This is a genomic window from Pseudomonas sp. MWU349, assembly GCF_017947325.1.
GTDB lineage: Bacteria > Pseudomonadota > Gammaproteobacteria > Pseudomonadales > Pseudomonadaceae > Aquipseudomonas > Aquipseudomonas protegens.
This window is the reverse complement of record NZ_JAFEVP010000008.1, coordinates 82,030-107,488: the sequence shown is the minus strand read 5'-3', so window position 1 is coordinate 107,488 and position 25,459 is coordinate 82,030. Positions and strand designations below refer to the sequence as shown.

23 protein-coding genes are annotated in these 25,459 nt (G+C 60.2%); all 23 read right to left on the bottom strand.

Annotated elements, in window-relative coordinates; translation table 11 throughout:
- Position 1 precedes the first annotated feature (1 nt).
- The 23 genes from fliG to KCG88_RS27765 all read right to left on the bottom strand — a co-directional run bounded on the left by fliG (position 2) and on the right by KCG88_RS27765 (position 25,454).
- Positions 2-1,021 carry a flagellar motor switch protein FliG gene (gene fliG, locus KCG88_RS27875; RefSeq protein ID WP_011059975.1) on the bottom strand — a complete coding sequence of 340 codons (1,020 nt, stop codon included), beginning with the start codon at positions 1,019-1,021 and terminating at the stop codon, positions 2-4.
- Positions 1,014-2,801 carry a flagellar basal-body MS-ring/collar protein FliF gene (gene fliF / locus KCG88_RS27870; protein WP_047284539.1) on the bottom strand — a complete coding sequence of 596 codons (1,788 nt, stop codon included), beginning with the start codon at positions 2,799-2,801 and terminating at the stop codon, positions 1,014-1,016. Before fliF ends, fliG begins: the two co-directional genes overlap by 8 nt.
- Positions 2,802-2,816: 15 nt before the next feature.
- Positions 2,817-3,143, bottom strand: coding sequence for a flagellar hook-basal body complex protein FliE (fliE, locus tag KCG88_RS27865; protein WP_047284537.1), 327 nt, complete (start codon positions 3,141-3,143; stop codon positions 2,817-2,819).
- 128 nt (positions 3,144-3,271) lie between these two features.
- A complete protein-coding gene (locus KCG88_RS27860) occupies positions 3,272-4,678 on the bottom strand; it encodes a sigma-54 dependent transcriptional regulator (protein ID WP_210713578.1) in 1,407 nt (468 codons plus the stop codon).
- 5 nt (positions 4,679-4,683) lie between these two features.
- Positions 4,684-5,877, bottom strand: coding sequence for an ATP-binding protein (locus KCG88_RS27855; protein WP_161467054.1), 1,194 nt, complete (start codon positions 5,875-5,877; stop codon positions 4,684-4,686).
- A 128-nt stretch (positions 5,878-6,005) separates the two neighbouring features.
- The gene (locus tag KCG88_RS27850) at positions 6,006-7,481 is read right to left on the bottom strand and encodes a sigma-54 dependent transcriptional regulator (RefSeq protein WP_011059970.1); all 1,476 of its coding nucleotides are present in this window, start codon (positions 7,479-7,481) and stop codon (positions 6,006-6,008) included.
- A 171-nt stretch (positions 7,482-7,652) separates the two neighbouring features.
- A complete protein-coding gene (locus tag KCG88_RS27845) occupies positions 7,653-7,949 on the bottom strand; it encodes a hypothetical protein (protein ID WP_011059969.1) in 297 nt (98 codons plus the stop codon).
- Between the two features lie 11 nt (positions 7,950-7,960).
- A complete protein-coding gene (gene fliS, locus KCG88_RS27840; RefSeq protein ID WP_210713577.1) occupies positions 7,961-8,356 on the bottom strand; it encodes a flagellar export chaperone FliS in 396 nt (131 codons plus the stop codon).
- A gap of 128 nt (positions 8,357-8,484) precedes the next feature.
- The gene (gene fliD / locus KCG88_RS27835; RefSeq protein ID WP_047284528.1) at positions 8,485-9,945 is read right to left on the bottom strand and encodes a flagellar filament capping protein FliD; all 1,461 of its coding nucleotides are present in this window, start codon (positions 9,943-9,945) and stop codon (positions 8,485-8,487) included.
- Between the two features lie 82 nt (positions 9,946-10,027).
- Positions 10,028-10,399 (bottom strand): flagellar protein FlaG, encoded by a 372-nt coding sequence (locus KCG88_RS27830; protein ID WP_047284526.1) that lies wholly within the window; start codon positions 10,397-10,399, stop codon positions 10,028-10,030.
- Between the two features lie 73 nt (positions 10,400-10,472).
- Positions 10,473-11,324 (bottom strand): flagellin domain-containing protein, encoded by an 852-nt coding sequence (locus KCG88_RS27825; RefSeq protein WP_047284524.1) that lies wholly within the window; start codon positions 11,322-11,324, stop codon positions 10,473-10,475.
- Between the two features lie 238 nt (positions 11,325-11,562).
- Positions 11,563-11,832, bottom strand: a complete 270-nt coding sequence (locus KCG88_RS27820; protein WP_047284522.1) for a hypothetical protein — start codon at positions 11,830-11,832, stop codon at positions 11,563-11,565.
- Positions 11,829-13,118, bottom strand: coding sequence for a 6-hydroxymethylpterin diphosphokinase MptE-like protein (locus KCG88_RS27815; RefSeq protein WP_210713576.1), 1,290 nt, complete (start codon positions 13,116-13,118; stop codon positions 11,829-11,831). The genes KCG88_RS27820 and KCG88_RS27815 overlap by 4 nt, the downstream gene beginning before the upstream one ends.
- An 82-nt stretch (positions 13,119-13,200) precedes the next feature.
- The gene (locus tag KCG88_RS27810) at positions 13,201-14,127 is read right to left on the bottom strand and encodes a ketoacyl-ACP synthase III (protein WP_047284517.1); all 927 of its coding nucleotides are present in this window, start codon (positions 14,125-14,127) and stop codon (positions 13,201-13,203) included.
- A gap of 232 nt (positions 14,128-14,359) precedes the next feature.
- The gene (gene pseI / locus KCG88_RS27805) at positions 14,360-15,412 is read right to left on the bottom strand and encodes a pseudaminic acid synthase (RefSeq protein WP_047284516.1); all 1,053 of its coding nucleotides are present in this window, start codon (positions 15,410-15,412) and stop codon (positions 14,360-14,362) included.
- On the bottom strand, positions 15,405-16,910 hold the full coding sequence (gene pseG, locus KCG88_RS27800; RefSeq protein ID WP_210713575.1) for a UDP-2,4-diacetamido-2,4,6-trideoxy-beta-L-altropyranose hydrolase: 1,506 nt from the start codon (positions 16,908-16,910) through the stop codon (positions 15,405-15,407). Before pseG ends, pseI begins: the two co-directional genes overlap by 8 nt.
- Positions 16,907-17,614, bottom strand: a complete 708-nt coding sequence (gene pseF / locus KCG88_RS27795; protein WP_210713574.1) for a pseudaminic acid cytidylyltransferase — start codon at positions 17,612-17,614, stop codon at positions 16,907-16,909. Before pseF ends, pseG begins: the two co-directional genes overlap by 4 nt.
- Before the next feature lie 4 nt (positions 17,615-17,618).
- Entirely contained in the window at positions 17,619-18,782 is a 1,164-nt protein-coding gene (gene pseC, locus KCG88_RS27790) for a UDP-4-amino-4,6-dideoxy-N-acetyl-beta-L-altrosamine transaminase (RefSeq protein WP_210713573.1), read from the bottom strand.
- Positions 18,779-19,780: a UDP-N-acetylglucosamine 4,6-dehydratase (inverting) gene (gene pseB / locus KCG88_RS27785; protein ID WP_047284508.1), complete on the bottom strand. Its 1,002-nt coding sequence runs from the start codon at positions 19,778-19,780 to the stop codon at positions 18,779-18,781. The genes pseC and pseB overlap by 4 nt, the downstream gene beginning before the upstream one ends.
- Before the next feature lie 10 nt (positions 19,781-19,790).
- A complete protein-coding gene (locus tag KCG88_RS27780; protein ID WP_210713572.1) occupies positions 19,791-22,727 on the bottom strand; it encodes a TIGR00180 family glycosyltransferase in 2,937 nt (978 codons plus the stop codon).
- Positions 22,728-22,778: 51 nt separating this feature from the next.
- Positions 22,779-23,516 carry a cephalosporin hydroxylase family protein gene (locus KCG88_RS27775; RefSeq protein ID WP_210713571.1) on the bottom strand — a complete coding sequence of 246 codons (738 nt, stop codon included), beginning with the start codon at positions 23,514-23,516 and terminating at the stop codon, positions 22,779-22,781.
- A gap of 20 nt (positions 23,517-23,536) precedes the next feature.
- Positions 23,537-24,607: a class I SAM-dependent methyltransferase gene (locus tag KCG88_RS27770; protein ID WP_047284500.1), complete on the bottom strand. Its 1,071-nt coding sequence runs from the start codon at positions 24,605-24,607 to the stop codon at positions 23,537-23,539.
- Positions 24,597-25,454: an NAD(P)-dependent oxidoreductase gene (locus tag KCG88_RS27765; RefSeq protein ID WP_047284677.1), complete on the bottom strand. Its 858-nt coding sequence runs from the start codon at positions 25,452-25,454 to the stop codon at positions 24,597-24,599. The genes KCG88_RS27770 and KCG88_RS27765 overlap by 11 nt, the downstream gene beginning before the upstream one ends.
- Positions 25,455-25,459: the final 5 nt, after the last annotated feature.

The window sequence follows — 25,459 nt, the reverse complement described above, 5'->3', positions numbered from 1 at the left end:
CTTAGATCATTTCTTCGCCGCCCTTCCCGCCGAGAACGATTTCTCCGGCTTCGGCCATACGGCGGGCAATGGTGAGGATTTCCTTCTGCGCGGTTTCCACATCGCTGACGCGAACCGGGCCCTTGGCTTCCAGGTCGTCGCGCAGCAGCTCCGCCGCACGCTTGGACATGTTCTTGAAGATCTTTTCCTTGACCCCTTCGTCCGAGCCCTTGAGGGCCAGCACCAGCACGTCGGAAGAGACTTCGCGCAGCAACGCCTGGATGCCGCGATCGTCGACATCGGCGAGGTTGTTGAAGACGAACATCAGGTCTTCGATCTGGCCCGACAGGTCTTCGTCCACTTCGCGGATCGAATCCATCAGTTGGCCTTCGATCGAGCTGTCGAGGAAGTTCATGATGTCGGCTGCACGCTTGATACCACCCAGGGTGGTCCGCGATGCGTTGGAGTTGCCGGAGAACTGCTTCTCAAGAATCTGGTTGAGCTCCTTGAGCGCCGCGGGTTGCACGGTGTTGAGCGAGGAAACCCGCAGGATGATGTCCAGGCGCGCCTTGTGGTCGAAGTTGCCGAGCACTTCACCGGCCTGGTCGGGATCAAGGTAGGCCACCACGATGGCCTGGATCTGCGGGTGCTCGTAGCGGATCACGTCGGCAACGGCCCGCGGCTCCATCCACTTCAGGCTGTCCAGGCCGCTGGTATTGCCACCCAGCAGAATGCGGTCGATCAGGCCGTTGGCCTTGTCTTCGCCCAGGGCCTGGGTGAGCATCTTGCGCACGTAGTCATCGGAACCGACGCCGAGGCTGGTCTGATCGCCGACAATGTCGACGAACTCGCTCATCACCTGCTCGACCTGTTCACGGTGCACGTTACCCATCTGCGCCATGGCCACGCCCACACGCTGGACCTCTTTGGGGCCCATGTGGCGCAACACTTGCGCAGCATCGGTGGAACCCAGGGACAGCAGCAGAATCGCGGCTTTGTCGACCCGGGTCAGTTTGGCGGTAGCGGCTCGGTTATCACTCATCTGCGTTAATCCACTCTTTCACGACCTGAGCCACTCGACCCGGGTCTTCAGCCACCAGACTCTTGATTGCGTTCAACTGAGCGTCATAACCCTCGCTCGGGCTCGGCAGCAGAATGCTCTGCGGGCCGCCGAGGCTCACGCGGTCGTTGCCCAGCTCACCGTCCAGGCCACCCATGCCGCCCAGTTCGACGTCACTGCCCAGGCCTGCCAGTTCTTTATTCTTGCCGCCGCCAGTGATGTTGTTGAGCACCGGACGCAACACGCCAAACACCAGCACCAGGATGAACAGCACGCCGAGCACTTGCTTGACGATGTCCCAGAACCAGGGCTGCGAGTAGAACGGAATATCGGCGATCACTTCCCCGCGTTCGGCGGAGAACGGCACGTTGATCACGCTGACGCTGTCGCCACGGCTGGCATCGAAGCCCACGGCGTCCTGCACCAGGCGGGTGAAGCGCGCCAATTCGTCGGCGCTCCACGGCGCTCGGCTGGTTTCGCCATTGGCCGGGTTGACCTTGACCTGGTCATCCACCACTACCGCTACCGACAGACGATTCAAGCGACCTTGCTGCTGCTTGGTATGGCTGATGGAACGATCGAGCTCGAAGTTCTTGGTGGATTGTTGACGCTTGTCCGACGGGTAAGGCGCGAGCATCGGTTGGCCGGTGGCCGGGTCCATGATCTGTTGGCCGTTGGCGTCCAGCAGTGGCTGGCCCGGTTGCACCATGCCGGCGGCGGCAGTGGCGCCACCGGTGGTTTGTGGCGCAGAAGCCGGCGCGGGCGGCTGGTTGCTCAGGGCACCCGGCACGCCTTGCGGGCCGTTGCTGCTGGAGCGTTGCTCATTCACCGACTGTTCGCTGCGCAGGGCCGGCTGGTCGGGGTTGAACTGCTCGGAAGTGGATTCCACGGCACTGAAGTCGACGTCCGCCGAGACTTCAGCCTTGTAGCGATCGTTACCCAGCACCGGTTGCAGGATGTTGTGCACCCGCTGGGTCAGCATGCCTTCCAGGCGGCGGCTGTAGTCGAACTGCTTGCCGGCCATGGTCAGCGCGGAGTTTTCCACCTGATCGGACAGCAGGTTGCCCTTCTGATCAACCACAGTGACCTGGGACTTGTTCAGTTCGGGAACACTGGTCGCCACCAGGTTGACGATGGCCATGACCTGGCCAGGTTCCAGGGAACGGCCAGAGTAGAGTTCCACCAGGACCGAGGCACTGGGCTTGCGTTCATCACGCACGAACACCGAGCTTTTGGGAATCGCCAGGTGCACCCGGGCACCCTTGACGTTGTTCAGGCTGGAGATGGTACGAGCCAGCTCGCCCTCCAGGCCGCGACGGTAACGGGTCGCTTCCATGAACTGACTGGTACCCAGGCCCTGCTCTTTATCGAGGATCTCGAAACCGATGTTGCCGTCGCCCGGCGCTACGCCAGCAGCGGCCAGCTTCAGGCGGGCTCGGGACAGGTCATCGGCCTTGACCAGCAAGGCGCCGGAATTGGGCTCGACGGTGTAAGGAATGTCGGCAGAGGCCAGGGTATCCATGACCTGCTTGGCGTCCATACCCGCCAGGCTGCCATACAGCGGCCGGTAATCGGGTTGCTGGGACCACAGCACCACGGCAAAACCAATCGCCACGCTGGCGGCCAGGCCCACCAACAGGCCGACCTGACGCAGCATGGTCATCTGGGACAGGTTTTCCAGGAAGGACAAACCGAACAGCGGCGGTTTACCGTCGATCGGGGCGGCCTTGGCCGGAACGTTATCGGCGACTGCTTCTGCCATGACTCAATCTCGTCCTTAAACCGGCATCTGCATGATGTCTTGATACGCTTGAACCAGTTTATTGCGCACCTGGGTCAAGGCTTGAAAAGACACGCTGGCCTTTTGCGAGGAAATCATTACGTCCGTCAGGTCGACACCGCTCTTGCCAATTTCAAAGGCACTGGACAGCTGATTGGACGCCTGCTGAGTGTCATTGACCTTGTTCACGGCCTGGCCCAGCATGTCAGCAAAGCTGCTGCCGCTGACTTCTGCCACCGCGGCGGTTTTAGGCTGCGACATTGCGTCCATCTGCATGGCACGCATATCCAGCATCAACCGATTAAATTCAACACCTTGGCTCATGGTCTACTCTCTCTGACGACCCGCAATTTTTTGACGCTCACTCAGCGGTTAGTGAGGTGTTAGCAACAAGGGTGCCAGCTCCATGGCCCTTATCGACAAAAGCCCATCCCGGGCTTGCCTCTCACAGATCAGGTCGCGAACAGATACGCCTCGACGTCCATCCCGGCATCGCGCATCTGCGCCAACTTGTAGCGCAAGGTCCGCGGGCTGATACCCAGGCGTTCCGCGGCTTCCTTGCGTCGCCCGCGCTCGGAGCGCAGGGTATCGATGATCATCTGAAACTCCCGGCGCCGCAGGTCATCGCCCAGGCCGCCGGATTCTTGAGCCGGCACCTCCACCTCGGCAGCCGTGCCACGCGCCGCCATCTGCACCACGGGCGCCAGCGCCGGCAGCGGAGCACAAGCCACAGGACCGGCAAGACAGAAATCCTCCGGCTGGATCAAGCCCCCCTGCTGCAGGATCAATGCGCGCTGCAATGCGTTGTCCAGCTCCCTAACGTTGCCTGGCCATGGGTAGGCCAGCAGGCAGTCCTGGGCCTTGACCGACAGCCTGGCCGCCGCGTGCTTCATTTTATTGACGTGCTTGGCCAGCAGGCGCTCGGCCAGCGGCAGGATATCGGCGGTACGCTCGCGCAACGGTTTCCAGGCCAGAGGAAATACCGATAAACGGTAATACAAGTCCTCGCGGAAACGGCCAGCCGCCACCTCTCCCGCCAGATCGCGGTTGGTGGTGGCGACCACGCGGATATCCAGGGTGATCGGCTTGCGCGCACCCACCCGCTCCACTTCGCGCTCCTGCAAGACCCGCAGCAGTTTGGCCTGCAAGCCCAGAGGCATTTCGGAAATCTCGTCCAGCAGGATGGTGCCGCCATCGGCCTGCTCGAACTTGCCGGGCTGGGCAGCGATGGCCCCTGTGAAAGAACCCTTTTCGTGCCCGAACAAAGTGGCTTCGAGCATGTTGTCCGGGATGGCCGCGCAGTTGATCGCAATAAACGGCTGATTGACCCGATGGGAATGCTGATGGATATAGCGCGCCAGCACCTCCTTGCCAGTGCCGGACTCACCGGAAATCAGCACCGTGGAATCACTGCGGGCCACCCGCGCCGCCAACTCCAGCAACTGGGCGCTGGCCGGTTCGAAGGCCACCGGCCCCTCATCTTCGCAGACACCCAGGCTGCCCAAGGCATGGCGCGCCACCAGATCCAGCAGGGCCCGCGGCTCGAAAGGCTTGACCAGATAGTCGGCCGCCCCCTGGCGCATGGCTTCCACGGCGCGCTCGACGGCACCATGGGCAGTCATCAGCAACACCGGCAGTTGTGGCTGGCGAGCACGCAGCAGGCCAAGCAATTGATGACCGTCCATGCCCGGCATGTTGACGTCGCTGACCACCAGACTGAAGGGCTCGGCGGCCACCGCTTCCAAAGCTTCCTCAGCACTGCCGACAGCCTTGTAGTCATGACCGGCCAGCAGCAGGGTATCCGCCAGGGCCTCGCGCAAGGCGCGGTCGTCTTCAACCAGTAGAACCTTGATTGCCATTACTTTCACTCCACTCCATGCACGCTGGAGAACAGAGGCAGAGTCACCAGCGCACAAGTACCGCGCCCAGGACGCGAGCGCAGCGACAATTCTCCCTGGTGAGCACGGGCTACCGCCTTGACCACGGTCAGGCCCAGCCCGGTTCCATTGGCCTTGGTGGTGAAGAACGGCTCTCCCAAGCGCTCCAGGACCGCAGCATCGATCCCACTGCCACTGTCACTGATGCACAGCCGCAAGGTGTCGCCGCGGCTGTACAGGTGCACCTTGAGTCGCGCCGCGCCGGCACTGGCCTGCACCGCGTTCTCGATCAGATTGAGCAAGGCGCCCACCAGGGTGTCGCGATTGCACAGCAACTCACCGTGATGGCTATCGCACTGCCAGCGCACGGCAACGTCCTGCACATGGGTCAGGGCCGCAGCCTGCAACGACTGCAACAGCGACTTGGGTGTCAGGCGATCGGTCAGGGGCAATTCGCCACGGGCGAACACCAGCATGTCGCGCACCTGATGCTCCAGCTCGTGCAAACGCTCCTTGAGCCGCCCGGCAAAGCGCTGATGGGTAGCTACCGGCAGTTCCTGTTCAGTGAGATGGCTGGCGTACAGCAGAGCCGCGGACAACGGTGTGCGAATCTGGTGGGCCAGGGAGGCAACCATCTTGCCCAGGGAGGACAGGCGCTCATGACGAGCCAACTGGTCTTGCAGATGACGGGTTTCAGTCAGGTCATTGAGCAGCACCAACTGCCCGGGCTCGGCATCCAGCGAGCGCGTGGCAATCGACAGGCGTCGACCGTCGCGCAGGGAAATTTCATGGCCATCGTCTTCGCGAGGGGCAAAGCTGCGGGCGATGATGTTGCGCCACAGCTGCCCTTCCAGCGGCAGCCCCAGCAGCTCGCACGCTGCCGGGTTGGCCTCGGTGACGATGCCATGACCATCAATCACGATGACCCCGCCCGGCAACAGGTCCAGCAGGTTCTGCAGACGATTGGCCAGACGCTCCTTTTCCGCCAGCTCCTGCATGCGCTGGGCGCTGACCACCGCCAACTCGCCCTTGAGCTCGGTCACCCGGGCCTCAAGCATGCTGTAGGAGTCAGTAAGTTGGCTCGACATCTGGTTGAACAAGGCGAAGGCCTGCTCAAGACCTAGCCGGCTTGCCTGCTCTACGGACGACGATTGCCCCTGTGCATCAGGGGCAGGAGACATCTGGGCGGCTTGGGGCATCGTGCTCTCTCGCGTGGCTGACCGTCAGTTAAACGGAACGTTGCAAGAGACTTAGCAATACCCGTGCCTAAAAAAAACCACCCAGTTTTCAACGACTTGAAAAACCGGCGTCAATCATCCGCCTGTTCATCACCTTCACGACGGCTCATGCCGTACTTGCGCATCTTCTCCACCAGGGTGGTGCGACGGATGCGCAAGCGCTCTGCGGCCCGCGCCACGATGCCATTGGCGTCGTCCAGCGCCTGCTGGATCAGCCCTTGCTCCAGGCTGCCGAGATAGTCCTTCAGGTCCAGGCCTTCGGGCGGCAGCATGGCCGTGGCCGCGAAGTCTGGCGCATGGCCGTTGATCGCTACGCGCTCTTCCAGATCGCTGCGCAGGCTGTCCACCAACTGCTCGTCTTCGTCATCCACATAGCGGAACTTCTTCGGCAACTCGACGACACCAATCACACCGTAGGGGTGCATGATCGCCATGCGCTCCACCAGGTTGGCCAGCTCACGGACGTTACCCGGCCAGCCATGCCGGCACAGCGACATGATGGCGGCAGAGTTGAAGCGGATCGAACCGCGCTTCTCGTGCTCCATTCGCGAAATCAGCTCATTCATCAGCAGCGGAATGTCTTCCACTCGCTCACGCAGCGGCGCCATTTCAATGGGGAACACGTTGAGGCGGTAGTACAGATCCTCACGGAAACTGCCTACCTCGATCATGCTTTCCAGGTTCTTATGGGTGGCAGCGATGATTCGCACATCAACACCCTGGGTCTTGTTGCTGCCCACGCGCTCGAACGTGCGCTCCTGCAGCACCCGCAACAACTTGACCTGCATCGGCAGTGGCATGTCGCCGATTTCGTCGAGGAACAGGGTGCCGCCATTAGCCAGCTCGAAACGTCCGGCACGACTGGTGATAGCACCCGTGAACGCGCCCTTTTCATGGCCAAACAGCTCGCTTTCCAGCAGCTCTGCCGGAATGGCACCGCAATTGACCGGTACGAAAGGCGCGTCGCGCCGCTTGGAGTGATAGTGCAGGTTACGCGCTACCACTTCCTTGCCTGTTCCCGACTCGCCCAGGATCAGCACGCTGGCGTCGGTATCCGCCACCTGCTGCATCATCTGCCGCACATGCTGGATGGCGCGACTGGTGCCTACCAGGCTGCGGAAAAGATTGGGTTCACGGTGACGACCGCGCTCACGGGCCTGATCGTACATCTCACGATAGACCTGGGCCCGGTGCAGGGAATCCAGCAATTTGCTGTAGCTGGGAGGCATTTCCAGGGTGGAAAGCACACGACGACGCTGGTCTTCAGGCAGATCAATGGAAGAATTTTCGCCCATCAACAGCACTGGAAGGAACTCATCCCAGGTTGAGAGTGTCTTTAACAGGCCCAGAAGTGCACCAGGAGCATTTACGGTCCCGATGAGGACGCAAATTACTTCGCGACTTGACGACAAAGAGCCGACAGCCTGCTGCCAGTCATGGCTACCGCAGGGTAAATTTTCTTCGCCAAGAAAATTTAAAATCACCGCCAGGTCGCGGCGGCGCACGCTATCGTCATCGATCAGCAGAATTTTGGTTTCACGCCACATGCAATAGCAACTTCCCTAGTCAACTCAATGCCCAGATAAGGGGCAAGCTAGACGCGCTTGTAGGCATTTTCTGCCTTATAGACGCCTGAAATCTGAAAACAGCCACTAGTTAAGTCAAAAAAGCGTGCACAGTCAAATTTATGGCGCGCAGTGTTCGGGATCAACTCAACATCAACCGAACAAATGGTAAACCTTTGCTGCGTTCTGTGCTTGCTGGATCTGCGACATCTCGTCGACTATCGCCTGGCGCTCCCCTGTTGCCACCTCTAGCAGCTGCCGGTAGACCCCCAACAACTCCTCCAGATTGTCGCGCAGTGCCGCCTCGTCGACCTCAGCCTCGCTGAGCACGTCCTCCATGCATGAACGGCACGCCAGGTCCAGCTCGCCAATGGCTTGCCAGTTGCGCTCGGCCAGGGCGCCGACCAGCGCCTCACGGGTTTCTTCAATGCGTTGCAGGACAGCACTCATGGTGTTCCTCCTTAAAACTGCGGACCTGGCGCGGCGATGGCATCCCAGCCTTCCTTGACCGTACGCAGCAGATCGGCGACCTCATCGAGAATCTTCGGGTCGGTCTTGATATTGGCTTCAGCCAGACGCTTCATCATGTAGGTATAGAGGCCGTCCAGATCCCCCAGGGTATCCATGGAGTTTTCCAGGTCCAGACCTTCACGCAGACCACCAATAATGCCGATGGCCTTGCTGATAAATATGCCTTTGTTGGCGACATCCTTGCGCTCGATCGCCCCCTTGGCCTGTGCAATACGATCCAGGCCGCCTTCCATCAGCATCTGCACCAGACGGTGGGGACTGGCTTCGGAGGTCTGCGCCTGCGCACCGATCTTCTGGTACTGCCGAAGGGCTAACATCGGATTCATGTAATACCTCTTCAAAACTCAAGGGTTCGTATAAGCAATATATCGACGCAACGTCAAAAAACTTTAGGCCAAATACAAAAGCCCGGAGCGTTGTAAAACGCTGCCGGGCTTTTGGCGCTGAGTGAATATCAGCCTTTTTGCTGGGCGGTCAAGGCTTCAAACATCGACGTGATGTTGCTGGCGGTGGCCTTCAGCTTGCCCACCAGGGTGTCCATGTCGTTGTACTTCTTGGTCAGCACCGCTGTCAGGGTAGCTACTCGGCGATCCAGGGCATCCTGTTGATCACTGAGCTTTTTCTTGGTGATATCCAGGGTCTTGGTACGAGTGGTCAAGATCCCCTCGGTCATGCTACCGACCCCCTGGGTAAACGGCTTGATCGCGTTAGTCATGCGATCCAGCAGGCCCAGGTTGGTGCCATCACCGGTAAACAGCTTCTGCACTTCACCACCGAGCTTCTTGTCGGTCATGGCAGCCGTGAACTTCTTGTCGTCGAAATCCAGCGCACCGGTCTTCTGGTTGGTGGTGATCCCCAACTGCGCCAGCACTGTCAACTTGTCGCCGGCGCCGGTTTCGGACAGTGGCGCACGAATAGCCGCCAGAATCGAACGAGGCAGCGAGTCGCCGGTCAACTGGGCCGGAATTGTCGGATTGCCACTGTCATCCAGGGAAGGCTTGGTCAGCGTTGTAATGCCGTTGGCCACAGCGTTATAGGCATCGACAAACTTCTGGATCGAGGTTTTAAGGCCATCGGTGTTGGTGGCGACTGTCACCGTTACCGAGGTGTTCGTGGCGGTCGGAGCAACCAGGTTGAGCTTCAGGCCGGAAATCGCCTGTGTAACCGTGTTGGTCTTGCTGGTCAGTTGCATACCATCGACGGTGAAAACCGCGTCCTTGGCCAGCCCTCCGATATTACCGGATGAGGTTGCAGTGGCTGGACTGGTGTCACTCGACATCGACTGAGTACCGTCGATCTCCAACCCGGCAATACCACTGACAGAAATATCAGAGCCTGCCCCCGTCTTGTCAGAGCCGATCACCAGTCGCGAACCGAACGAGTCAGTCACAATGTTCGCGCTGAGCCCGGCCAGGTTCATCTTCGAATCGGCGTTGATCGAATCACGCACCGATTGCAGTGTTGCATTCGCCCCGATAGTCAACGGGTAGTTAATGCCATTTTGAGTGATGTTTAACGTACCACTCGGAATGGCACTGGTATTGCCTCCGGCAAAAGCCGCACTCGCTACTTTTGAAGAGGTTGCAAGGTTGGTAACCGTCACCGTGTACTTGCCCGCAACTGCACTGTTATCTGCAGTGGCGTCCACGGTCTTGCTATCGCTGGAAGTAGCAGCAAAGCCGGCAAAGGCAGGATTGACAGCACTCCCCAACCCGGTAACCGACAACGTGCTCTGGAAGGTAGACAGCAGAGACTGCAAGGTCCCGATACCAGAAATACTGGCGCTGTTGGTGGTGGTCGCGCGATCGATCTGACCTTGCTTGGCCGCCTTGTCAGCAGCTACCAGCGCCTTGACGATAGCACCGGTGTCGAGGCCGGAACCCAGGCCGGTACCCGGTAGAATTGGACTTGCCATGTGTCTCTCCCTTCAGTGTGCCGCCAGTCTTTTGACCACTACAGCGCTCAAACGTAACCAGCAACAATTTTCATGCCAGCTGTCAGGCCTTGGCACTGAACAACAGACTACTCGCATCATTCAAGCTATTGGCCAGTTTCAGCACTTCTTCATTGGGGATCTGGCGAACCACTTCTCCCGAATCACTGGCAATGACTTTGACCACGACCTTTCCGGAAGGCTCGTCGATCGAGAATTCTAGATTGCGCTTGACCGACTGGACGAATTTTTCAATTTCCTGAACGGCCATTTTCAACTTTTCCTGCTCGGTCTGAGCTTCTTTCTTACTGTCCTGAGTTTCAGTCTTGGCAACTGCAGGAACAACCTCTCGAGGCTTTTCCACGGGCTTGTCAGCGACGGGCGTCGCCGGCTTGGCCGCGGGATAAGACAAGTTCAGCTTCACGCTCATATCCATGTCCACCACCTCTTAAAGTAAAAAAGCGAGAGAGCACGACCAGCGCACTCCCCCGCCAAAGCTTAGCCAGCTATTACTGAAGCAGCTTCAGTACAGCGGATGGCAGTTGGTTGGCCTGGGCCAGAACTGCGGTCGAAGCTTGTTGCAGAGTCTGCTGCTTGGTCAGCTGGGCAGTTTCAGCAGCGAAGTCGGTATCTTGTACGCGACCCAGTGCAGCACTGGCGTTTTCGTTGATGTTCTGCAGGTTGGAGATGGTGCTGGTCAGACGGTTTTGTGCAGCACCGAGGTCGGCACGGCTGGAGTTGATGGTCTGCAGAGCCTTGTCGATTGCGTCCATTGCAGCCTTGGTGCTGGCTTCAGCAGTGGTGCTGTCAGTACCGGTGATGGCGATGGTCGCGGAATCCACGCTCAGGGTTGCAGCGTCGAAGCCGCTGGCCAGAGTGATGGTGATCTGGTTGGTAGCACCGGTGTTGGAACCGACCTGGAAGGTCATGGTGCCAGCAGTACCGTCGATCAGGTTCTTGCCGTTCAGGTTGGTCGACTTGGCGATACGGGTCAGTTCGTCCGACATCTGAGCAAATTCTTTGTTCAGAGCAACACGGTCTTGAGTACCGTTGGAGTCGTTTCGCGACTGAACAGCCAGTTCACGCATACGCTGCAGGATGTTGGTGGATTCTTGCATCGCGCCTTCAGCGGTCTGGGCGATGGAGATACCGTCGTTGGCGTTTTTGATCGCCATGGTCTGACCACGGATCTGCGAAGTCATACGGGTAGCGATCTGCAGGCCGGCAGCGTCGTCTTTTGCGCTGTTGATCTTCAGGCCGGAAGACAGGCGAGTCATCGAAGTCGACAGAGCGTCGGAAGCGCGGTTCAGGTTTTTCTGAACGTTCAACGACGTGACGTTAGTGTTTACTGTTAAAGCCATGACGAATTCCTCGTTGGTTGGGTACTGCGGCTTCCGGCCCTGGCAACCGCCGGGTAATGGCCTAGAGAACCTTCGTAATAGTTATCGTCGGTAATGCAAGTTGCTTTAGGGCTTTTTCAAAAATATTTGCCATCACCCGGCCATCCCTTGGAAAACAAGGGGTTAAGCCAACACCGAACGAAAAACTGACGCCAGAAAACACCCTGCAAAAACACTCGCCCAGCCTGTCGCCCCCGCCTCAGCCACCAAACTCGGCCTGCAACCAGTCCAACAGCTCGTACTCCAGATAGTCGGCCAACCCCAACCAGTTCTGCCCTTCCTGGCATGCCAGCATCAGGGTCAGCAATTTCGCCCAATCCTGCTGGACAGGCAGCGCAGCTCCATCCACCAATGATTGGATGGGATCGAACAGCTCAACCATGACACCCACCGCCTCGACATCGCGCCCCAGGCGAAACAGATCGGCGACTTCTCTGGCTCGGCAAAACACAGGCTCTAGCTGATTCATTGAGCAAAACCCGGGTGAAAGGTGGTACCGATGATCATCGCGCCATCACGGCTGGTATTGAAAAACGCCACCTCAGGCTGACTGCTGATATAGCGCTCCAGTTCGCACAGGTAGCTGCGGAAATTAAGCTGGGTCTTGACTCGTTGCCCATGCCCATCCAGCACCCAGTGTCGGGCCGCGCCGAGTTGCGGGCCAAGATCGCCGTCATGCCAACCGGCATGGGTACGATTCATGGGGAACGCGAAGTCCGCACCAAACAGGGTGATCCGTCGCCCTCCCATCTTCACCGCCAGATCCACGGCCGGATGAATAACGCTGCCGCCGGCATGCAGCTGTGCCCGGGGTATGCGCTGGCGCAATGCCTGGAACACCGGGCTGGCGGAATACGCCACATACCGCGGCCCGAGCCAGCCTTCGAGTACCTGCGGGTCCGCCAGCGGCATATACACCAGAGCGGTGCCGTCGCTGCCTTGAGCGGGCAGGTGCCGGGTGGAAATACGCTGGTCGACACTCACCACCAGATCCACCCGGATGCCCTCTTTGACCAGCGGCTGATAAGCCGTGTCGACACAGATCAGCAGCGGCCGCTGCGCCTGGCCGGCCACGGCGCGCAATGCCGCGTAGTGGCGCTCCAGGCTCGGCCCCGTAGCGATAACAAAGACTTCACTCCCGGGATGTCGATCAAACAGCTCGGCAACATCGCGATCCATCCCAACCCAAGGCTCAATGGCAGCCAGGCGCTCGGCGATATCCGCTGCATCTGCGGCAAACAAGCGATTATTGAAGGACAGATGAGTCTCGCTGATCAACCGATCACGGATCTTCGCGTTGTAGTCATCGGCCAGCACCAGCTCGGCCGGCAGGGCGAAAAACGGCAATGCAATCTCCGGCAGGTCGCCGGCATACAACAACTCGACCCTCGGATCGGCCAGCCAGGCCTGCTGTTCCAGCAGTTGCAATACCAGTTTGAATAGCGCGCCATTGAGAATGTGCACATACAGACGCTCCAGCCCCGGCCGCTGCAGCAACGCCATTTGCAGGTCACCCAAGCCACAGCCGTAAAGATGCAATACCGCCGCCTCAGGCAGGCTGGCGGCCTGGACCTGAGCCTCGCGACTGCGATCATGGCGACTGGTCAACTGGACCCCGCCAATGCTCAGGGTCGAGCCAAGGCCTTCCACCAGATCCGCCTGCAGCGCAGCAGCATCCTCAGCCTGCACCCGTGCCAGCAGCGCCGGCCAGCGCTCGCCAATCACCCGGGCGTTGTCTTCAAAGCTGTCACTCATGCCGCCTCGCTTATCACTCGTGCAAAAAAATAGCGCTCAAGATTACACCTTGAGCGCTATCTGTGCCGCCGCGAGCTGAAACTCAGGAGCGGTAGATGATCGCCGATCCCCAGGACAGACCAACGCCGAAGCCACTGAGGGCAACGCGCTTCCAGCTGGAATCGAACATGTGCTTTTCCAGCAGCAGCGGAATGCTGGAGGACACGGTATTGCCGGTCTCCACCATGTCCTTGATGAATTTGTCGGGGTTGCCTTCGAAACGCCGAGCCACCGCATCGACGATCGCGGCGCTGCCCTGGTGAATGCAGAAGGCATCGATATCGTCAGACTTCAGCCCCGACTCATCCAGCAACTCGTGCAGGTGTGCCGGCACTTTCAGCAGAGCGAAGTTGAACACCTGGCGGCCATTCATGAAGAACACACCATCGGTGACCTTCAGATGCGCAGCCCCCGAGCCATCGGTACCGAACTTGGCCTTGCCCAGCTGCCAGGTGGCGTCCTCGCCCAGCCAGGTGGCCGTGGCGGCGTCACCGAACAGCATGGTGGTATTGCGATCTTCGGGATCGACAATCTTCGAGTAAGGGTCAGCGGTGACCAGCAGGCCATTCTTCAGGCCAGCAGCTTCCATGAACCCCTTGATGGCATAGATGCCGTAGACGTACCCGGAGCACCCCAGGGAAATATCAAAGGCCGCGACGGTGGTGGGCAGGCCCAGCTTGTCCTGTACGATCGCCGCGGTATGGGGCAAACCTTCTTCGTCACCATTCTGGGTAACCACGATCAACACATCGATGGCTTCGCGCTTGAGTTCCGGGTTAGCGGCAAACAATGCATTGACTGCTTCGACACACAGATCGGAGGTTTCTTGCCCGGCGTCTTTGCGCGGCAGGAAGGCCGAACCGATCTTGCCCAGGATGAACTCTTCATCCTTGGCGAATTTTGCACCTTGTGCGTAATTGTCCACGCCGGCTACAGGCACGTAGCTCGCAATGCTTTTTATGCCAATCATTACGGCTTCCCAATAATAAACAGCTCAATACCCCCGCACGATGACCGAGCAGGGGCTGCCGAAAAAAACACAGATACTTGCGCCAAAACACGGCGGTATCGGAAAGAACCAAGGGCTATCACTGGACCTGTCATACAGGGCTGGCGCCATCTTCCCGGGCGATACAATACAGTGAAGATGCACGTTATGACTCACAGGTCACGCTATTTTGCCGAAACTGCCATACAAAGGGCTACTCGACGAATGCCCAGTCCAGCGCGGTGCCGCGCTTGAGGGCCTGGCGCGCGCGACGACCAAGCAGGGCCTCATAGTGCTTGGGAGCAAGCCCCAAGCCCGGACGGATGGCCCGCACGTTGTCGGCGCTGAACAGCTCTCCGGCCTGCATGTCTTGGGTGACATACAGCGACCGGCGGTAAACCAGCGATTTGCTCTCGGCCTGGGTGGCGCCATAGCTGACCTGCCCCATGGCCTGCCAGGCCCGCTCGGTTTCCAGCACCAGGCTGGCCATCTCTGCAGGCTCAAGGGAGAAGCTGGCGTCAACCCCACCGGCAGCTCGATCCAGGGTGAAATGTTTCTCGATCACCGTGGCACCTAGCGCCACCGCCGCCACGGACACACCGACGCCCATGCTGTGATCGGACAAGCCCACCTCACAGCCGAACAGCTCCCGCAGATGCGGAATGGTCAGCAGATTGCTGTTGATCGGTGATGCCGGATAGGTACTGGTGCACTTGAGCAGCACCAGATCGCGGCAACCCGCCTGTCGTGCAGCCCGGACACTTTCGTCCAGCTCGGCGATGCTGGCCATGCCAGTGGAGATGATCAGCGGCTTGCCGGTGGCGGCCACCCGACGAATCAACGGCAGGTCGGTATTTTCAAAACTGGCGATCTTGTAGGCCGGAACGTCGAGGCTTTCCAGAAAATCCACGGCGCTCTCATCGAATGGCGTGGAAAAGGCCAGCATGCCCAGGGCCTTGGCCCGGGCAAAGATCGGCTGATGCCATTCCCAGGGTGTATGGGCCTGTTGGTACAGCTGGTAGAGCGATGAGCCGGCCCAGAGGCTGTCCGGGTCCTTGATGAAGAACTCGCCCTGATCGAGGTCCAGCGTCATGGTATCGGCGGTATAAGTCTGCAACTTCAGTGCATGGGCTCCCGCCCTGGCCGCAGCCTCGACAATCTGCAAGGCCACATCCAGCGACTGGTTATGGTTGCCGCTCATTTCCGCAATGATCAACGGCCCATGGCCGGCGCCCACGAAGCGCGAGCCAATCTTGAAACTAGTCATCCAGATGTTCCTTCAACATACGGGTGAATTCGCAGGCGCCTTGGCGATAGCCAGCCCGGCGAAACAAACTCAGCGACACTTGGTTATCCGACAAGACCTGTGCCCGCAGGCGCTGCACATCGGGCCAATGGCGCAGCAGACAGGCCTCCCCCTGCTCCAGTAGAACCTGCCCCCAGCCTAGCCCCAAGCGTCCGGCAAACAGGTAGATCGACACCTCGGCCTGCCCTCCCTCCCGGTCATAACGCAGCATTCCCAGCGGGCCATCAGGCAACTCGGCGATCAGCAATAAACGCCGCGGGTCGTTCAGACAAGCGTCCAGCCACTGCACATGGCTCGACCAGTCGATGGCCTCGGGCTGCTGCGACCAGCGCCTGACCAGATCGCTATTGCGCCCGTCGAATAGCAGCCGGGCATCGTCAAGGGTCGCCGGTCGCAGACACACTGCGGCCTCGAACATCGCCGCAGCCACCCGCTGCGAGCCCAGGCCATCGACCAGTTTCCGGGCACGAGCAGCCAGGCTATGGCGCAGCCCAGGGTTGCCCAGCATGAGCTTCACGGCATCGCGCAGTTGTTCGACTTCCACCTGCTCACAAGGCCCCAGGTACAAGTGGGCACCCGTTTCAGCCAACAGCCGGGCGTTGGCCTGCTGATTGCCGGCCACAGTGATGCACAACGTAGGCACGCCCAGCACTGCACGTTCCCAACTGGTACCGCCCCCGGCCCCCAGGCACAGGTCTGCTTCGGCCAGCAACCCGGCGAAGTCGTTCACATAACTGTGCAGGTGCCAGTTCGGCCGGTCTGCTGCCAGCACCTGCATGGCCTGCCAATCCGGGTTGCCACTGCCAGCAACAAAATCCACCTGCAGTTCATGCAGGTCCGCCAGCGCCAGCATGGCCTTGTGGGTCTGGCCGGCAGCATCGAAGCCTCCGAAGTTCACCAGCAGCCGCTGGGCCTGCGGCCGAATCAGGATCGGAGGGCGCCGGAACTCCTCACGCAGCAAGGCAAAGTGCGGCCCGAACAAGGTCCGGCATTGCGCGCCGTACAACCCGGCATACGCCTCGGGCGAACCACTGAAGTTCTGGTCCAGCAACAGGTCCGCGGCATGCCGGCGGTTGGCCAGATCATCGATCGCGGCGATCCGCGGCGCCCATCGGCGAGCGGCGCTTTGCCACTGATGATCAAGGCCGTAGTGATCCACCAGCACCCAGTCGAAGGCCGGCTGATCTACCAGGGCTTCCTGCAGTGCCGCGATATCGGCCTGCCAGGGCAAGGGCGCTTCGATGCCCAACCGAGGATTCTCACCGGTATAGAACTCAGGCAATGCAAAGGTCGAAAAACCTTCGGCTTGCAAGGCCGCCAGACGATTGCCGGGCAGGCGACGACAGGCGAACGCAACTTCGGCACCCTGCTGGCGCAGCACCTGAGCCAGGGTCAGGCAGCGGGCCACGTGGCCGCTGCCGATCGCCGGCGAGGCGTCAGCCCGGATCAGCACCCTCATTCCAGCTCTCCTGCGGCCTTGAGCGCGGCGTACAGGTATTGCGCCCGCCGCCAATCCTCCTCGGTGTCGATATCCTGCACCAGGTGACGCGGCAGGATCACCGGCAAGCTGCGAGACGAGAATAACGCCTCCCCCTCCAGCCAGGCCTGGCTTCTGCCCCAGTAGAACTGCGCCGCATCCTGATAGGCCACGGGCAAATCCTGGGAGCGGGCCTGACTGAACTCCGGATACAGCGCGCCCAGAGCGCCCTGCTCGTCGAGCGTCAGCGCCCGTTGCACCGGAAAACCAAAACTGCACACCGAAAAGGCAAACGACCTGTCCTGATGCTGCTCCAGCAACGCCAGCCCCTGGCGCAAAAAACGCAGTTGCAACAGGGGGGCGGTGGCATAGATGCAACAGGCATATTCGAATTGCTGCCCCAGCTCCCGCAAGGTTTGCAAGGCATGCACGATCACCGCCGCAGTGCCGGTGAAGTCATCCGCCAGAGCCTGCGGTCGGACAAAAGGCACCTCTGCGCCACAGGCAATGGCCAGCTCGGCGATCTCGGGATCGTCGGTGCTGACCACCACGCGCTGGAACAACCCCGACCCCAGCGCCTTATCGATGGAGCGGGCGAGCATCGGCACGCCATCGAAGGGCTTGAGGTTCTTCCTCGCAATTCGCTTGCTGCCACCTCGGGCGGGGATAATCGCGATTGAGCTCATGGTGCTACAGCTCCTGAATCCAATGCCGCAATTGCTGTACAACGTAGTCTTGCTGGTCATCCGTCAGCCCGGGATACATCGGCAAGCTGATGGCTTGAGCGTAATAATCTTCCGCTTCGGGAAAATCACCTTCAACAAAACCCAGATCCCGGTAGTAGGGTTGCAGGTGCACCGGGATGTAATGCAGGTTGACCCCGATCCCAGCCTTGCGCAGCCCCTCGAAGACCTCACGGTGAGAATGCTTGATTCGCTGGAGGTGCAAGCGCACGACATACAGGTGCCAGGCCGAGTGAGCATCAGGTTGAGCCTGGGGCAAGCTCAACGGCAGGTCCTGCAACAGATGCTGATAACGATCCGCCAGGTAGCGCCGGCGTTGTAAAAAGCCCGGCAGCTTATTCAACTGCGAGCGCCCGAGCGCCGCCTGAAGATCGGTCATGCGGTAGTTGAAACCCAACTCGACCTGCTGGTAATACCAGGGGCCATGGCTCTGACCCACCATCTGCGCCGGGTCGCGGGTCATGCCATGGCTACGCAGACGACGCAGGTGTTCCGCCAGCTCCGGACTATTGGTCATGACCATTCCGCCTTCGGCACTGGTGATGATCTTCACCGGATGGAAGCTGAACACCGTCATCGCCGCGAATTCACCACAGCCAACCGGACGCCCCGCATAGCTGGCACCCACCGCGTGGGAGGCATCCTCGATCAAGGTGAAGGCATAACGCTCGGCCAGTTCCGCCAGGCGTCGCATATCACAGCTCTGCCCGGAGAACGCCACCGCAATCACCACCTTGGGCAGCGCCCCCCTGGCCTCGGCCGCTTGCAGCTTGAGGGCCAATGCCTCGGCGTCGAGATTCCAGGTCCGCGGGTCGATATCGACAAAGTCCACATCCGCACCACAGTAACGACCACAGTTGGCCGACGCGAGGAACGTGTTAGGAGTGGTCCATAACCTATCGCCCGGCCCCAGGCCCGCCGCCAGGCAAGCAATATGCAAGGCAGCAGTGGCGTTGCACACCGCTACGCCATAGGCCGCCTTGCAGGCGGTCGCCATTGCCTGCTCGAAAGCCTCGATTGCTGGCCCCTGGGTCAACCAGTCGGAGTGCAAGACCCCCAGCACGGCATCGATATCCTCCTGGTCAAGGCTTTGGCGACCATAGGGAATCATGGTGCGATCCCGGTATGCAGTTCGGCTATCTGCCCCACCGACAGAAAGTCCGGATTGGTATCGGAGCGATACTCGAAATCCTCGGGCACCGAAACGCCCTGCTCGCCCTTGCCGTCAACTGCAAAATCAACGTTGACACTGGTAAAGCGGATGGAGGGCTGGATCGTGTAGTGATCGTCAAACTCCAGGGTCATGCGCGCATCATCCAGAGGCACCATCAATTCATGGAGCTTCTCTCCCGGACGAATCCCCACCTGCTTGTGTGGCAAGTGCGCGGCCATCCCCAAGGCCAGATCGACGATGCGGATCGACGGAATCTTCGGCACGAAAATCTCCCCGCCGTGCATCCGCGCGAAGCTGTCCAGAACAAATTGCACCCCGTGGTCCAGGGTGATCCAGAAGCGGGTCATGCGCTCATCGGTAATGGGCAGCTCCGTTGCGCCCTGGGCAATCAGCTGGCTGAAGAACGGCACCACTGAGCCTCGGGAACCTGCAACGTTGCCATAGCGCACTACGGCAAATCGAGTGGCCTGCTCACCCGCGATATTGTTCGCCGCCACGAACAGCTTGTCCGACAGCAGCTTGGTGGCGCCATACAGGTTGATCGGGCTCGCAGCCTTGTCGGTGGACAAGGCAACGACCTTCTGTACCCCGTTGTCGATGGCCGCAGCAATGATGTTTTCAGCGCCATTGACGTTGGTGCGAATGCACTCCGTGGGGTTGTATTCGGCCGCCGGCACCTGTTTCAGCGCCGCGGCATGCACCACATAGTCGATACCCCGCATCGCCTGGCGCAAGCGCTCGGCATCGCGAACATCGCCGAGGAAGTAACGCATGCAGGGCGCATTGAAGGTCTGCTGCATCTCGTACTGCTTGAGCTCATCGCGGGAGAACACCACGACCCGCTTGGGCTGATACTGCTCCAGCAGGCGTCGAATGAAGTTGCGCCCGAAAGAGCCGGTGCCACCGGAAATGAAAATGGATTTGCCGTTGAACATCACTGATTCCTTATCCCAGCAACTGGTTCCAGTTCACCGCGCTCGCGGCCCCCAGCGCAAAGCCCTTGCCAGTCAGCGCCAGGTTCTGGTTGTAGGCCGTATCCTGCGCAAAGCGCACCGCCCACTTGTCCCGCAGCGCCGCTGCCGCTTGCGGGTTGTCCGCCAGCGTACCCGGATGCATGACCTGGGCCTGGGGAGTCACAACGGTCAAATAACCGGCATCGGCCACCTTCAGGCACAGGTCGACATCGGCGAAGGCCTGGTCGAAATGCTCCTCGTCCAAACCACCTACGGCCTCGAACAACGCCTTGGCGATCATCAGGCAGACGCCGGATACCGCCGAGTAATTCTTCTCCACCCACAGGCTGTTCATGTAGCCCGGAGCATCCTTGGCCTCTCCGGCGAAGGCTGCGCCCAGATGACCATTGAGGCCGAGGATCAGGCCCGCCTGGGTGGTCATGCCGCGCTCATTGACCAATCGTGCACCAACCACTCCGACCTCCGGGCGCTGGGCCTGATTGAGCAAGCTCTCGATCCAGTTGGCGTTGACTACCTCGGCATCCGACGATAGCAGCACCAGGTACTCGCCCTTGGCCTCACGGCACGCGGCGTTGTGCAGGGCCGAGACGCTCAGGCGCTGCTCGCTGCGCAGCACACGAATACGATCACCCTGGCGCTCCAGGCTAGCCAGCCAGCTATCGAGCTCGGCGTTCTGGCTATGGTTTTCGGCGATCAGAACTTCGTAGCGCTGGTAGCGGGTGCGCTGCAGTACGCTGACCAGGCAACGTTGCAACTCGGCGAAGTTATCCTGGCTCGCCAGGATGATGGAAACCAGAGGCCGTTCGGCATGTTGATAGTCGATCTGGTAAGTGCCCGGCTGCGCCGAACTGACCTGGGCGCGATAGCCCCGTGCCGCCAGGTGGCGGGTCAGCACCTGCCGCTCCTCGGTGCTGGCCTCATCTGCCGGAACACGGCAGATCAACAGCGGTTCGGCCAGGTGGGCCAGACCAGCAAGGCCACCCTCCTGGATCAATCGCAGCAGCACATCGAACTCCAATGCCTGCTTGAGATCGCTGGAAAAACCGCCGATCTGCATCAGAGCTTCGCGCTGCAGCAGCCAGTGCCGAGCCATCAATCCCGGCGCGCTTTGCAACTGGTCAAGGTTGAACCCTGGGCGGAACACCGGGCTCAGGGTGAAATCACTACGGCGCTGTACTTCATCCATCGCAACCGCACGAATACCTTCGGCACCCAGCAGCTCGAGGCTGGCCCGCAACAGGCCGCTGGCAGTGAACTGGTCACCGGCCTCGGCCAGCAGCACCCAGTCGGCACGGGACTGAGCCAGGGCCTGATTGATCCGTTCTACATAGTTGCTCTCAGTGACCTTGACGAAGTGCAAGGCGTCCTGAGCGCTGGTGGTGGCCGGCAAGTCGCCGGTGGTCAGCACCACCAGCTTGAAAGCCTTGAAATGGCTAGCCACCAGGCTGTCAAGACTGGCTTGCAGCTTGACCATGTCGGCGTCGAGATCGAGCAGCAGGATCTGCACTTGAGGACCGCCGCCATGGCGTGCCAGGTGCGCATTGATGGCATTCAACTGCGCCGGCTCCGGCGAACGCGCCTCCAGCCAGCGGAGCAGACGTCCCGATTCCGTGCCATTGAACAGGGCACGACTGTCCGGCCCAGGCACCGAATCAAGCCGCTCGGCCCAGACCTGTAGCTTGCTGGCCTCCTCCGGCTCGTCGCTCTCCCGCATCGACTCGGCCAGGCGCTTGACCACCTCGCGGTTGAACAGGTTCAAGGTCAGGGCTTCCCACAGACGACTGCGCACGGTCTGCACAGTGTCGTTGGAATGCACCCGCATCAGCTCTTCCTGACGCAACAGCACGCCTTCGAGCTCTTTGAGCTGGACCCGTCCCGCCGGCATGGCGTGCATGAGAAATTCGAACTGGGTCAAAAGGTCGAACATCGGCTTGTTGTAGAACGGCATTTCGACAAACTGCTCGGGACCGAAGGAACGTACCGGCTCACCGCCCACCTCGACCCAGGCCGAACGGAAAATCATCGTCCCCCTGAGGGAGCGTCCAGCAAGCAGGCACTCGGCCATGGCCGCAAAACTGTCCAAGGCAATCTGCTTCACCTGCTGCGGATCCCGGCCACTGAAGCCGCTGGGCAGCGTAGCGAGAAACGCGGCAAAGTCTTCACGCTGCTGCACCGACCGGGCGTCCTTGAACGTCAGTACCGTCAAGACGTTGGTATTGTGCTCGGAAGCGCCATAATTGACTTCGCGCACGGCATAGGGAATCGGCAGGATCCGAGCCTTGGCACAAGCCAGGAGATAGAAACAGTGGCCGATTTCCTGCCACTCGAAACTGACTTCGGGCGGCAGCCGGTTATACCACTGGCGCAGCAGGTCGGTGCGCGTCACGGCATAGAACGGAGGCAGGAACTGCCCCATGAAACTCATGACCCGATCCTGGGGATCGTCGGACGCATAATCCTCGATCACCCGGCAATCTCGACGGTAGTAGTTGGTTTCCGCTGCCCGGGCCAGGTACATCATCCCGTAGCCATGGCACAGACCGTAGTCCGGATTGGCCTCAAGAAACTCCACCGATGCATTCAGGGCATCATGAATCAGGAAGTCGTCGTCGGCAGCGAACGCCATGTAAGGCGTGCTGACCAGGTTGACACCGTAAGTCAGCTTGTCCTGCAGGCCCTTGTAGCCGAACTGCGGCAGATGCCGGTAGTCGACCTCGGGATAGCGCTCGGCCAGAGACTCGTCCGCCTCCTGGGAAGAATCCAGAACCAGGATCGAGCAGGGATAGGTGCTGTAGTACTGCAAGGTGCGTTGCAGGAACGCCTTGCGATTGTGGGTCATCACCACCAGAGTGAAACGTTCGCTCATCGGCGCTGCGCTACTGTTCATTGCTTTGTCTTCAACCCACATATGCCCTTCCCCACAACCGGCCAAGCGCCCGGAACCTGCAACCATTGATATTCAGCGAACCCGACGCAGGTAACCATCCGGCGCCACGGTGATCAGCAACTTGTTCTGCATCTGGTAGTCGATCTCGAAGTCAGCGTTCTCTTTCAGATAGGCCCAGACCGCTGTTTTCGGGTTGTCCCCTGGCCCCCATGGGCGATCAGGGAAGAAGGTCGGCGGCATGTCCTCGACCACGGTATCCATGACCACGCAATAGCTGTCGACCGACACCAACGGCGCATACAGACGCAGCTCTTCGAGCACGTGATCGTGAGTGTGGTTGGAGTCCAGGACCAGGATGACCTTCTTGCCCTGCGCGGCAGCGCGAACCTGCTCGGCGATGACCGGATCGATGCTCGAACCTTCGATCATGCGAATGCGCTTGCTCATCGGATGCTGCTCGATGGCTTCACGGTTGTGGGCGCGGATGTCCAGGTCGATGCCCAGCACTTCACCATGCCCCTGCAATTCCAGCAGCGAGGCGTAGTAGATGATCGAACCGCCATGGGCGATACCACATTCGATCACCAGGTCCGGCTTGACCCGCCAGATGATCTCCTGCATCGCCATCATGTCCTGGGGCAACTGAATGATCGGCCGCCCCATCCAGGAGAAGTGATAGCTGTATTTGTGCTGCGCGGACTCATTGAAAAAGTCACGGGCCAGGCCCTTGAGCTTCTCATCCTGGCCCTGGGCACTGATCTGTGCCTGGCATTCTTCTTCAAACGCTTGGATGACGTTTTTCTCGGTCATGTTCGATTCTCACTGACAAATTAGCTGAATGAAGCGCTATCGACGGCGTGATAGACATAACGGCCATCGGTCATGCGCTTGATTTCTTCGAGGTAGTTGGAGTTCATCACGAACAGATTGGCGCCCACGGGCAATGCTTCCATGGCCTCTTGCGGTGATGACACTCGCATGCCGCTCAGTGGCAAGTAACGGCCTTGCTTGGCCGGATTGATATCCACCACTTGATCTACCGCTACGCCTGCCCGTTGCAGGAACAGGGAATAGATCACGCCCTTGGAGGAAGCGCCCCAGATGCCGGCTGCGGTTTGCGGCGCCGACTGGATAATGCGTTTGGCACACTCGATGCTGGCGGTGAAATCCGCCGGCATCCGCAACGGCTGGGCCGGCGCCGACAAGGTCGACTTCAAACTGCCCAGGTCCGCCACCACGTACAGGTACTGGCCGCCAAACAGATGCCCGGCCTCATGCACGATGCCGAACATGCGCTGCAGGTCTTCAAGACGGAAGTAATTGACGTGTTCATAAAACACGTCGAACCAGGCACGGTGTTCGAGAATCCAGTCAAAACACGGCACTTCGATGTAGATCTGCCCGCCTTGGTTGGCATCAGCGATCTCCGCCAGAAAGGCCAGGGGATCGGCGATATGCTCCAGCACATGGCGCAGTACGATCGCTTCGGCAGCCAGCCCCAGACCGCGGGTGAACGGCGCCTTGATCACCTCGGGGTTGGTCCCTTCGTAGGCCGGGTCGATCCCTGTGATCGCGTAGCCCTCACTGCGCAGCAGTTCGAGGAAATAGCCCTTGCCGCAACCGACCTCGATCAGTTCCCGCCCCTTGAAGTGCCGGGCGATGATGCCCTCGACATCCTTCAGATGCTGCTGGAACTGCGCCGAGTGTGCCTGCTCGTTCTGATAGTCGCTGTCGTAGCTCAGCTTGTCGGCATCGAAGGCCTGATTGAAGATCAGGCCGCTGTGCAGGTCCTGCACCAGGACGATATCCGCAGACGCCGAGGCACGGGCACTCTGGGCATCGGCGAAGGTGCGATTCTGCAGCACCGGCAAATCGGTGACCCGATACAACTCATGCGCCATGTTCGGCTCCTGTTATTTGCTCCAGGCGCTGGTTCAAGCCCCAGAACGCCATGGGTTCGTAGTCCGGGTACGGGTAATGCCCCAGATTCAGGCGGATCGAAGCACCGCGCTGAGCGATACGCTGCTCCACCAGGGAACGCACGGAGATCGGCTGGCCACTGGAGCAATTGACCACTCCGGAAAATCCTCGCTGACCGAGCAGCGCAGCCAGGTAGCCAGCCGCCTCCTCGATGCCCAGGTAGTCCCGCAGTTGTTCGCCGCCCGACATATTGAAAACCTCGTCACCGGCATCGATCGCTCGATCCAGCGCCGCCAGCAGGCTCTTGGGGTTCTGTCCCGGGCCATGCAGATAGAACAGCCGTGCCCACTGCAAACTGAAGGGCAGTTGCTGCTGCAGGGCTTGCAAAAACAGATGCAGGCTGTGCTTGGCCAATCCGTAGGGATTGCTTGGACGGGGCTCGAGCGCCTCACTCAAAGGCCCGCTTTGCAGGCCGTACTCGAAGCAGGTACCGGTGACCAGCACCTGGCTCACCCCGGCCTCGACCACGGCCTTGATCAAGCGGTAATCCGCCATCAGGTTGTGCTCGAGGTGAAACAGCGCCTGATAGTCAGGCAACCCGGGCCAGGCCAGATGAGCCAAGGCATCGACTCCCTCTACCAGGGCCGCAACATCAAGCTGCGGGGTGTGCACATCCAGGGCGCGAAACTCCACCGCCTCGAACCAGGGCATCTGCCGCGCCTTACCCGCATTCCGCGCCACCGCGCGCACGCGGCATCCCCGGGCCAGCAAGGCAGCAACCAGATGCTGGCCGACGAAACCGGTAGCGCCGGTGACCAGCACCGTCATCCCCT

What these genes read in the sequence shown, in the direction of transcription:
- fliG (WP_011059975.1), bottom strand. Translation starts at nt 1,021, where the DNA reads ATGAGTGATAACCGAGCCGCTACCGCCAAACTGACCCGGGTCGACAAA.
- fliF (WP_047284539.1), bottom strand. Translation starts at nt 2,801, where the DNA reads ATGGCAGAAGCAGTCGCCGATAACGTTCCGGCCAAGGCCGCCCCGATC.
- fliE (WP_047284537.1), bottom strand. Translation starts at nt 3,143, where the DNA reads ATGAGCCAAGGTGTTGAATTTAATCGGTTGATGCTGGATATGCGTGCC.
- KCG88_RS27860 (WP_210713578.1), bottom strand. Translation starts at nt 4,678, where the DNA reads ATGGCAATCAAGGTTCTACTGGTTGAAGACGACCGCGCCTTGCGCGAG.
- KCG88_RS27855 (WP_161467054.1), bottom strand. Translation starts at nt 5,877, where the DNA reads ATGTCTCCTGCCCCTGATGCACAGGGGCAATCGTCGTCCGTAGAGCAG.
- KCG88_RS27850 (WP_011059970.1), bottom strand. Translation starts at nt 7,481, where the DNA reads ATGTGGCGTGAAACCAAAATTCTGCTGATCGATGACGATAGCGTGCGC.
- KCG88_RS27845 (WP_011059969.1), bottom strand. Translation starts at nt 7,949, where the DNA reads ATGAGTGCTGTCCTGCAACGCATTGAAGAAACCCGTGAGGCGCTGGTC.
- fliS (WP_210713577.1), bottom strand. Translation starts at nt 8,356, where the DNA reads ATGAATCCGATGTTAGCCCTTCGGCAGTACCAGAAGATCGGTGCGCAG.
- fliD (WP_047284528.1), bottom strand. Translation starts at nt 9,945, where the DNA reads ATGGCAAGTCCAATTCTACCGGGTACCGGCCTGGGTTCCGGCCTCGAC.
- KCG88_RS27830 (WP_047284526.1), bottom strand. Translation starts at nt 10,399, where the DNA reads ATGGATATGAGCGTGAAGCTGAACTTGTCTTATCCCGCGGCCAAGCCG.
- KCG88_RS27825 (WP_047284524.1), bottom strand. Translation starts at nt 11,324, where the DNA reads ATGGCTTTAACAGTAAACACTAACGTCACGTCGTTGAACGTTCAGAAA.
- KCG88_RS27820 (WP_047284522.1), bottom strand. Translation starts at nt 11,832, where the DNA reads ATGAATCAGCTAGAGCCTGTGTTTTGCCGAGCCAGAGAAGTCGCCGAT.
- KCG88_RS27815 (WP_210713576.1), bottom strand. Translation starts at nt 13,118, where the DNA reads ATGAGTGACAGCTTTGAAGACAACGCCCGGGTGATTGGCGAGCGCTGG.
- KCG88_RS27810 (WP_047284517.1), bottom strand. Translation starts at nt 14,127, where the DNA reads ATGATTGGCATAAAAAGCATTGCGAGCTACGTGCCTGTAGCCGGCGTG.
- pseI (WP_047284516.1), bottom strand. Translation starts at nt 15,412, where the DNA reads ATGACTAGTTTCAAGATTGGCTCGCGCTTCGTGGGCGCCGGCCATGGG.
- pseG (WP_210713575.1), bottom strand. Translation starts at nt 16,910, where the DNA reads ATGAGGGTGCTGATCCGGGCTGACGCCTCGCCGGCGATCGGCAGCGGC.
- pseF (WP_210713574.1), bottom strand. Translation starts at nt 17,614, where the DNA reads ATGAGCTCAATCGCGATTATCCCCGCCCGAGGTGGCAGCAAGCGAATT.
- pseC (WP_210713573.1), bottom strand. Translation starts at nt 18,782, where the DNA reads ATGATTCCCTATGGTCGCCAAAGCCTTGACCAGGAGGATATCGATGCC.
- pseB (WP_047284508.1), bottom strand. Translation starts at nt 19,780, where the DNA reads ATGTTCAACGGCAAATCCATTTTCATTTCCGGTGGCACCGGCTCTTTC.
- KCG88_RS27780 (WP_210713572.1), bottom strand. Translation starts at nt 22,727, where the DNA reads ATGTGGGTTGAAGACAAAGCAATGAACAGTAGCGCAGCGCCGATGAGC.
- KCG88_RS27775 (WP_210713571.1), bottom strand. Translation starts at nt 23,516, where the DNA reads ATGACCGAGAAAAACGTCATCCAAGCGTTTGAAGAAGAATGCCAGGCA.
- KCG88_RS27770 (WP_047284500.1), bottom strand. Translation starts at nt 24,607, where the DNA reads ATGGCGCATGAGTTGTATCGGGTCACCGATTTGCCGGTGCTGCAGAAT.
- KCG88_RS27765 (WP_047284677.1), bottom strand. Translation starts at nt 25,454, where the DNA reads ATGACGGTGCTGGTCACCGGCGCTACCGGTTTCGTCGGCCAGCATCTG.